General features: G+C 69.8%; 6 protein-coding genes and 2 pseudogenes. 1 reads left to right on the top strand and 7 read right to left on the bottom strand.

Annotation, left to right across the window (positions count from 1 at the left end):
• Nucleotides 1–488 precede the first annotated feature (488 nt).
• The 6 genes and pseudogenes from ABT115_RS29440 to ABT115_RS29415 form a co-directional block, all read right to left on the bottom strand.
• Nucleotides 489–1,430: a 3-oxoacyl-ACP reductase gene (locus ABT115_RS29440; protein ID WP_351796098.1), complete on the bottom strand. Its 942-nt coding sequence runs from the start codon at nucleotides 1,428–1,430 to the stop codon at nucleotides 489–491.
• A 53-nt stretch (nucleotides 1,431–1,483) separates the two neighbouring features.
• Nucleotides 1,484–2,560 carry a Zn-dependent alcohol dehydrogenase gene (locus ABT115_RS29435; RefSeq protein WP_351796095.1) on the bottom strand — a complete coding sequence of 359 codons (1,077 nt, stop codon included), beginning with the start codon at nucleotides 2,558–2,560 and terminating at the stop codon, nucleotides 1,484–1,486.
• A 64-nt stretch (nucleotides 2,561–2,624) separates the two neighbouring features.
• Entirely contained in the window at nucleotides 2,625–3,497 is an 873-nt protein-coding gene (gene chsH3 / locus ABT115_RS29430; protein ID WP_351796092.1) for an enoyl-CoA hydratase ChsH3, read from the bottom strand.
• A gap of 223 nt (nucleotides 3,498–3,720) precedes the next feature.
• Nucleotides 3,721–3,960: pseudogene (locus ABT115_RS29425) on the bottom strand (MFS transporter); the annotation flags it as partial.
• Nucleotides 3,961–4,029: 69 nt separating this feature from the next.
• Entirely contained in the window at nucleotides 4,030–5,226 is a 1,197-nt protein-coding gene (locus ABT115_RS29420) for a lipid-transfer protein (RefSeq protein WP_351796089.1), read from the bottom strand.
• Between the two features lie 12 nt (nucleotides 5,227–5,238).
• On the bottom strand, nucleotides 5,239–7,419 hold the full coding sequence (locus ABT115_RS29415; RefSeq protein WP_351796086.1) for an acyl-CoA dehydrogenase family protein: 2,181 nt from the start codon (nucleotides 7,417–7,419) through the stop codon (nucleotides 5,239–5,241).
• A gap of 212 nt (nucleotides 7,420–7,631) precedes the next feature.
• On the opposite strand from ABT115_RS29415, the gene ABT115_RS29410 reads away from it, so the two are divergent.
• Nucleotides 7,632–8,084 (top strand): TnsA-like heteromeric transposase endonuclease subunit, encoded by a 453-nt coding sequence (locus ABT115_RS29410; RefSeq protein ID WP_351796082.1) that lies wholly within the window; start codon nucleotides 7,632–7,634, stop codon nucleotides 8,082–8,084.
• On the opposite strand, the pseudogene ABT115_RS29405 reads toward ABT115_RS29410, so the two are convergent.
• Nucleotides 8,068–8,346 (bottom strand): annotated as a pseudogene (locus ABT115_RS29405) (GNAT family N-acetyltransferase); the annotation flags it as partial. The gene ABT115_RS29410 and the pseudogene ABT115_RS29405 sit on opposite strands and share 17 nt — an antisense overlap.
• Nucleotides 8,347–8,728: the final 382 nt, after the last annotated feature.

Raw genomic sequence — 8,728 nt, 5'->3', positions numbered from 1 at the left:
GAGTTTGGGGAAGGCGCGTTGGTGATTGACGACAACGCGGCAGATGTGCGTGCCCAGCCCCGCGACGCCGCCCCCCATTTGCCGGTCGGTCTAAGGCCCCGTTTGCCGGTCGGTCTAAAATCCTGGGCCTGGGCCGCGCAGCCGTACCTCTCGGTCCCCGACGGTGACCCTGTCGCGTTGCGGCGGCGTGATCGGCCCTGGTGACACACACGTAAGCGATCAACGGGGGGACTTCCCACATGTCTGAAGCGCGAACCGACACGACCCAGACACGTCCGCCGGGGGCGGACGCGGAACGGGCCGAAGCCGGCGGCGCCGGAAAGCACCGAGGGGATGTGTCGACGGACGACACGTCAGCACAGCCTCACGGCCGCCACCGCCGCCCCTCCGAGGGGGACAGCAGGGCGGCCTGACCGCAGAACATCAACGAGGGACGGGTGGGCCCCGGCAGCCGGTCGGCTGCCGGGGCCCACCCGTCTGCGTTGCGGTCAGCCCCGCTTCAGACCGAGCACCTCCGCCGCGGCGAAGGTCTCGCCCGTCGGGCGGCCCTCGTAGTACGGGGAGATCAGCTCGTCCAGCTCGTCGAAGGAGAACGTCTCCTTCGAGGAGTCGAACTTCGCCGCCACCCTGGGGCGTTCGACGATAGCGACCATCCCGCCGTGCACGACGAGCAGTTGACCGTTGACCTTGGCCGCCGCCGGGGAGGCCAGATAGCCGACCAGCGGCGAGACATGCTCGGGGGCGAGCGCGTCGAGCCGGCCGTCCGTCGGTTCCTGGAAGCCCGCGAAGACGTCCTCTGTCATCCGGGTGCGGGCCCGCGGGCAGATGACGTTGGCGGTGACGCCGTACTTGGCCAGGGCCAGGGCCGAGGACGTGGTGAGGCCGACGATGCCGCCCTTGGCCGCCGCGTAGTTCGGCTGGCCCGCCGAACCGGCCAGGAACGCCTCCGACGAGGTGTTGACGATCCGGCCGTACACCGGGCCGCCGGACTCCTTGGAGCGGGCGCGCCAGTGGGATGCGGCGAAATGCGTGGTGTTGAAGTGGCCCTTGAGGTGAACCCTGATGACGGAGTCCCACTCGTCCTCGGTCATCGAGAAGACCATCCGGTCACGCAGGATGCCCGCGTTGTTGACCAGGATGTCGAGCTTCCCGTACGTGCCGACGGCCAGCTCCACCAGGGCGCAGGCCTGCTCGTGGTCGGAGACGTCACCGAGGTGGGCGACCGCCTGGCCGCCCGCCGCCCGGATCTCCTCGGCGACCTCCTCGGCGGGGGTCGCGGACGCCTCGCCGGAGCCGTCGCGGCCCGGCTGCCCGTAGTCGTTGACGACGACGCAGGCGCCGAGCCGCGCCAGTTCCAGCGCTTCGGCGCGTCCGAGGCCGCGGCCCGCGCCCGTGACGATCGCGGACATGCCGTCCAGGGGAAGTGACATCGGAATCTCGGAGTCCTCTCAGGGCGTGGGAGCAGGGCGGGAGCAGGGTGAGTTCAGAGTTCGATGCAGGTGCGCAGCGACTCGCCGGTCCTCATCTGGTCGAGGGCGTCGTTGATGCCGTCGAGCCGCACCCGGTGGGTGATCATCGATTCGAGGTCGATCCGGCCGGCCCGCCAGAGCGCGATGGCCCGTTCGTACGACCGGAGCACATCACCTCCCCCGTACATGGAGGGCAGGATCCGCTTCTCGTCGAAGAACAGTTCGAACATGTTGACCTGGAAGTTGTCGTCCATCGCGCCCGCGCCGACGATGCAGAGGGTGCCACCCCGCCGGGTGTTCTCGTACGCCGTGCGGGCGGTGGCCGACTTGCCGACGACCTCGAAGACGTAGTCGAAGCCCTCGCCCGCGGTGATCCGCTGCTTGGCGTCGGCGAATTCGTCCGGGGACACCGCCTCGGTCGCACCGAACCGCAGTGCCGCCTCGCGCCGGCTTGCGACCGGGTCCACGGCCACGATCTGGGCGGCGCCCTGCACCTTGGCTCCCTGGACCGTGGAGATGCCGACCCCGCCGCAGCCGATCACAGCGACCGACGAACCGGCCTCCACCTGCGCGGTGTTGATGGCCGCGCCCAGCCCGGTGGTCACCCCGCAGCCGATCAGCGCGGCGATCTCGAACGGTACGTCGTCGGGGATCGGCACCGCGCAGCCCGCGCCGACGACGACCTCCTCGGTGAAGGTGCCGGTGCCCGCGAAGCCGAAGACGTCTCCCCCGGGGCGCTTGAAGTTGGGCGTTCCCGCATTCATGAAGCCGGCCAGGCAGAGCTGGGTCTGGCCGCGTTTGCAGGACGGACACGACCCGCATGCGGGCAGCCAGCAGACCAGCACCCGGTCCCCCGTGTTCAGCCCGGTGACGCCGTCGCCGACGTCGATGACTTCGCCCGCGCCCTCGTGGCCCGGGATGAAGGGGGCGGGCTGCGGCAGCACGCCGCTCATCGCGGAGACATCGGAGTGGCACAGTCCGGTGGCCCGGATGCGGAGCTTGACCTTGCCGGGGCCGAAGCCCACCGCCTCGACGTCGTCGAGGACTTCCAGTTTGTCCTGACCTATCTCGTGCAGTACGGCTGCGCGCATGGTGCGGCTCCCCTCATGGGCCCGTGGACCTCTCGGAGTTGCGAGGTCGTTGGTTCACATCGGTTCAGGAGTGTTCGATGAAGGTGTCGCCGAGGACCGGGGCATCGTCCCGCTCGACGGCTCGCACCTCGACCCGGACGTGGTCCCTGCCGGTCCACATCTGGATGCGGAGGGTCTCGCCGGGGAAGACGACGCCGACGAAACGGGTGCGGTAGGAGCGGATACGTGTCACGTCGCCGCCGAGCACCGTGTCGGTGACGGCCTTGAGCGTCATGCCATAGGTGCACAGTCCGTGCAGGATCGGCCGGTCGAAGCCGGCCAGCCTGGCGAACTCGGGGTCGGCGTGGAGCGGGTTCCAGTCCCCGGAGAGGCGGTACAGCAGTGCCTGGTCCGGGCGGATCGGCCGCTCCACCACGTGGTCGGGGGCGACGGCGGGGTAGGCGATCCGTTCGGAGGGGCCGCGTTCGCCGCCGAAGCCGCCCTCGCCCCGGACGAAGATCTGGGCGTCATTGGTCCACAGCGGGCCCTCGTCGTCGGCGGCCTCGGTGCGCAGCACCAGCACGGCCGCCTTGCCCTTGTCGTACACGGCGGCGACCTTCGAGGTCTGTACCGCGCTGCCCTTCACGGGGATCGGCCGGTGCACCCGCACGCTCTGTCCGCCGTGCAGGACGGCGGCGAGGTCGATGTCGATGCCGGGCGAGGAGAGTCCGCCGACGACGCCCATGCCGGCTCCCGCGACGGTGGCGAAGGAGGGCAGCACCTGGAGCCGGGACTCCAGGGTGTAGCGCAGCTCGCCGGGGTCGGTGGCCGGGTCGGCCCGGTCGGGATCGGCGCCCGCGCCGATGCCCAGATGGTAGAGCTGGACGTCCTTGTGGTCCCAGCTGATCCGGGTGAACCGGGGTTCGGCGGCGACAGCCTTTTCGGCATCAATGGGCATGGGAGAGCCGCTCCTTGATGGTGGGAAGACCTCGGCGCGGCCGTCCGCACCGTCGGCCGCACCGAGGTCGTGCGGGACCGGCCACCACGCTCGTTCTAGAACGCGTTCTAGCCGATGACTCCCATGTATAACGCAGCACCAAGCAGTTGGGAAGACCGTTGCTGACGTAGCGTCAGATCAGATGGCCGGGCCGATCCACTGCGGAGGCACTGCCGGGCCCGGCTCAGGGCCGGGCGGACCGGTGCCGCGGCAGCCACAGCGCCCTCAGCAGCAGTCCGCCCAGCAGCACCGTTCCAGCCGTGCGGAATGCCAGCGCGAATCCGGCCGTGAGCTACGGCCCGGTGCCACCCGCCGTGCGTGCCGCGGCGACCGTGGAGAGTACGGCGAGACCGAGCGCACCGCCCATCGTGCGTGAGGTGTTGACGAGGCCGGAGACCAGGCCGGATTCGCCGGGGGCCGCGCCCCGGGCATCGGTGTTCGGGGCGGTGCCGGCCCGGTCCGGCGGCGCAGGACGTCGCCTGCCGGTCCCCCGCTACCGCCGCAGCAGCGTCACCACCGCCGCCCCGCCGAGCCCGACGTTGTGCGCCAGGCCGACCCGGGCGTCCTTCACCTGCCTGCCCTGCGCCTCCCCCCTGAGCTGCCAGGTGATTTCGGCGGCCTGGGCGATTCCGGTGGCGCCGAGCGGGTGCCCCTTGGAGATCAGCCCGCCGGACGGGTTGACCACCCACCGGCCGCCGTACGTGGTGGCCCCGGACTCGACGAGTTTCCCGGACTCGCCCTCGCCGCACAGCCCGAGCGCCTCGTAGGTGAGGAGTTCGTTGATGGAGAAGCAGTCGTGCAGCTCGATGACGTCGAGGTCGGCGGCCGAGAGTCCGGAGGCCTCGTACACCTGCTGGGCGGCGGCCCGCGACATCGGCTGTCCCACGGCGTCGATGCAGGTCCCGGAGGCGAAGGAGTCGCCGGTGTCGGTGGTCATGGCCTGGGCGACGATCTCGACCGCCCGGTCGCCCAGACCGTGGCTCTCGACGAAGCGTTCCGATACGACGACGGCGGCGGCCGACCCGTCGGAGGTGGGTGAGCACTGGAGCTTGGTCAGTGGGTGGTGGATGGTCTTCGCGGCGAGGATCTCCTCGACCGTGTACGGGTCCTGGAACTGGGCGTACGGGTTGTTCACCGAGTGCCGGTGGTTCTTGGCGCCGACCGCTGCGAGTTGGGCCTCTGTCGTCCCGTACCGCTCCATGTGCTCGCGGGCCGCGTTGCCGAATATCTGAGCGGTGGGCGGGCTCATCTCGAAGCCGTGTGCGGCGGCCATGATCCCGTAGTGCTTGGCCACCGGTGAGGTCTTGAAGTCCGCCGCACCGCCGTCGGCGCCTCCTCCACCGAGTGCCCCGCGCGTCATCTTCTCGAAGCCGAGCGCGAGGACGCAGTCGCTGCCGCCGCCCTCGACGAACTGACGGGCCATCATCAGTGCCGTGGATCCGGTGGCACAGTTGTTGTTGACGTTGTAGACGGGGACTCCGGTCAGGCCGAGTCCGTAGACGGCGCGCTGACCTGCGGTGGAGGCCTGGAAGCAGTAGCCGACGGCGACCTGCTGGACCTGCTCGTACGCGATGGAGGCATCGGTGAGCGCCGCCGTCCCGGCCTCCTTCGCCATGTCCCAGTACTGCCAGTCGCGTGTCTCGGGCTTTTCGAACTTCGTCATTCCGACACCGACGATGTACGCCTTCATGGGCAAGTCCCTTCAATCGCGCGGAAGGCCGAGAATGCGCTCGGCGACGACATTGAGCTGAACCTGGGTGGTGCCGCCCGCGATGGTCAGACAGCGGGACATCAAGAAGCCGTGCACGGCCCGCTCCCCCGCTCCTTCGTCGACCGCGCCGGCCGGGCCGAGCAGTTCGAGGGCCAGTTCGGCGACTTTCTGCTGGTGGGTGGTCTGGACGAGTTTGCGGACGGAGGCTCCCGCGCCCGGTTCGAGTCCGGACACCTGCCGCAGGGTGGTCCGCAGTCCGATGCAGGCGAGTGCGTGGGCCTCGGCGGCAACTGCTCCGATGCGGGCCCTGTACGTGCCGTCGAGTTCGCCGGAGCGGGCGATCAGCGCCTCGAGGCCGGTGTCGAAGGTCATCTGGTCGGCCATGTGGACGCGTTCGTTGCCGAGGGTGTTGCGGGCGACCCGCCAGCCGTCGCCGATCTCGCCGACGACGGCGTCGGCGGGCAGCAGGACGTCGTCGAAGTACACCTCGTTGAAGAGGGATTCGCCGGTGATCTCCTTCAGCGGGCGGATGTCTATGCCCTCGGTGTTCTTCATGTCGACGAGGAAGTAGCTGAGCCCTTGGTGCTTGGGGGCGTCCGGGTCGGTCCTGGCCAGCAGGATTCCGTGGTCGGCCCATTGGGCGGCGCTCGTCCACACCTTCTGCCCGTTGATCCGCCAGCCGTCGACCGTCCGCTCGGCCTTCGTCCGGAGCGAGGCGAGGTCGGAGCCCGCGCCGGGTTCGGAGAACAGCTGGCACCAGAGGAGTTCGCCGCGCAGGGTCGGCAGCAGGTAGCGGTCCTGCTGCTGTGGCGTCCCGTGGGCGATGAGCGAAGGGACGACCCAGGTGGCGATCCCGAGGTCGCTCAGCTTCACCCCCTGTTCCTTCAACTCCTGCTGTACGGCGAGTTGTTGGACCGGACCTGCACCCAGTCCGTACGGGGCTGGAAGGTGCGGGGCGGCGTAGCCGGTCGGTGCGAGAGCGCGGCGGGCGGCCCTTGGGTCGAGGCCGCGGGCGGCGGCGACGGCGTCGCGTGCCCCGGCCCGGTGGGCCGCGGCCTCGGCGGGGAGTTCGAGGGTGAGTTCGCGGCGTGCGCCGCCCTCGGCCAGCCGTACGGCCCGCAGCCGGTGGGCGTCACCGGCCCCGAGCAGTTGCCGGGCCACCAAGGCCCGGCGCAGATACAGATGGGCGTCGTGCTCCCAGGTGAAGCCGATGCCGCCGAGGATCTGGATGCAGTCCTTGGCGCAGCCGTACGCGGCGTCGAGTGCGTCCGACGCGGCCAGGGCGGCGACCATGGACCGTACATCGGGGTCCTTCTCCTCGTCGGCGGCGCGGGCCGCATCCCACACCAGAGCGCGGGCCCGCTCGACCCGTACAAGCATGTCGGCGCAGAGGTGCTTGACCCCCTGGAACTTTCCGATGGGGCGGCCGAACTGTTCACGGACCTTGGCGTATTCGGCCGCGGTGTTCAGCGCCCTGGCCGCGGTTCCGCACGCTTCGGCGGAGAAGAGGACGGCGGCGAGGTCGCGGACGTGCGCGGTGTCGGTCCGTACGACGCGTTCCACGGGGACAAGCACGCCGTCGGCACGGATCTCGGCCGTGGGGCGGGTCGGGTCGGCGCTGTGGTGCGGGCGGACGGTCAGCCCATCGGCAAAGGAGTCGACGGCGAACCAGAGGGTGCCGGTGGCCGATTCGGCGGCCAGCAGGAGGAGGTCGGCGTCCGCGCCGGAGAGGACGGGCGGCGCCGTGCCGTCGAGCAGATGGCCGTCCTCGTGCTCCACGGCGGTGAGGGTGCCGGGACCGAGGGCGACAGCGCCGATGCGGGTGCCGTCCGCGAGGTCGCGTACTGCCGTGTCCGCCCCCGACGCGTGCAGTACGGCGGAGGCGAGGGCGCTCGCGAGATACGGGCCAGGGAGCACCGCCCGGCCCGCCTCTTCCAATGCCACGGCCAGATCGATTAGTTGGCCGCCCCCGCCCCCGTACTTCTCGGGCAGATGGATGGAGAGAAGGCCCTGTTCCACGAGCCCGCCCCAGTGCCCGGGGCGCACGCCGGGGGGACCTGGGGCTTCCGCGTCGAGGAGTTTACGCATCTCCTCCGGCGGTACGGCGCGCGCCAGCCAGCCCCGTACGGCCTGCGCCAACTCCCTCTGTTCTTCGGTGATTCCGATGCCCATGCGGATCCTCGCCGGTCGCAGTCACTGGAACGAGCGGCCAGAGTAGAACACGTTCCATTCTGACGGAAGGTCAGATGTCGTGCCCGGGTGGTAGAGGACGAGCCGTCCCGTGCTGTCCTTTGACGTGGATCTCTTCGCTTTGCAGCTTCATCCTTCGTCTGGCCTTTCGTCTTGCAGAGTGACCTTTCGTCGCGGGCTCGGGTTAGTGAGTCGTGGCAGGTTCGTTAGGGGTGGTGCCGGGTGGTGTCTCTGGGCCGCCGGCGGAGGGGTTCGAGGTCGCGTACGCCGACCAGGGAGGGTCTGAGTTCCGTCGCTCGCTGGTGGATGCCTGGGCAGTGCGGTTCGAGGACGCCGCGCCGGTACGAGCGTTCAAGTCGTACAAGGGTCAGCGCCATCTGCCGGGTCTGTGGTGGTCGTCCACAGTGGGCGGGCACATCGGGTACGAGTCCTGGCTGGAGCGCGATCATGTGATGCTGCTGGACTTCGACCCGTCGGTGGTGGGGATCTCGTCTCAGCCGTTCTGGCTGTTCTGGCGATCGGACGCGGGCAAGAGCGTTCGCATGCGCCGGACTACTTCGCCCGCCGCGAGAACGGCCCGAACCCGGGGCGTTCATATCGAGTTGCGGATCCGTGCAGTCGAGCACGAGTTCAATCGGAGGGCGTGACCGGGGACCGCAGGCCGAGCCACTGCTCGGCGTCCCAAGCGTGGAACCGCTCTACCTCGGTGAACCCCAGCTTTGCCGCGAGGCGCATCGAGCCGACGTTGGCGGTCTGGGTGTGGAGCACCACCGGCTCGCCGGGAAGGACGCCGTCGAACCAGTCGAGTGCCGCCGCGCACGCCTCGGCGGCGTACCCGAATCCCCACGCCCGCGGGAGGAACAGGTAGCCGAGATCGACCTTCCCCTCGGCGGCCGGGCGACCGTGCTCCAACGAGAACCCCACCTCCGGAAACCGGCCCTGCACTCCGCCACCCGACGCGCACAGCAACGTCACGCCCAAACCTTCGACCCGACCCGCCGGGCCGGCATACGCTGATCGCTCACCGCCACCTGGCCACCGTCGTTCGACGCGCATGGTCGCCGTTCTGGACCCCGCCAAGCGCGTCATACAGCACCCGCTTCAACCGGCTCCCAACTCGGGCAACGGACGAAACGCGGCTCACGAGGTGACGAAATGTGCGTCGCCAAGAGCGACCGGGTTGGTCTCGCCTGACTGTTTCCTGTCTTGCTGAAGCTTGCGCATTCTCATCGCCACGGGGAAGCGCACCGCCTAGGTTCACGTAGCCTCGCGCCTTGTGAAGTTCATAGGT

The sequence above is a fragment of the Streptomyces sp. NPDC001832 genome, assembly GCF_040297265.1.
GTDB lineage: Bacteria > Actinomycetota > Actinomycetes > Streptomycetales > Streptomycetaceae > Streptomyces.
This window is presented reverse-complemented; position numbering and strand designations above follow the sequence as displayed.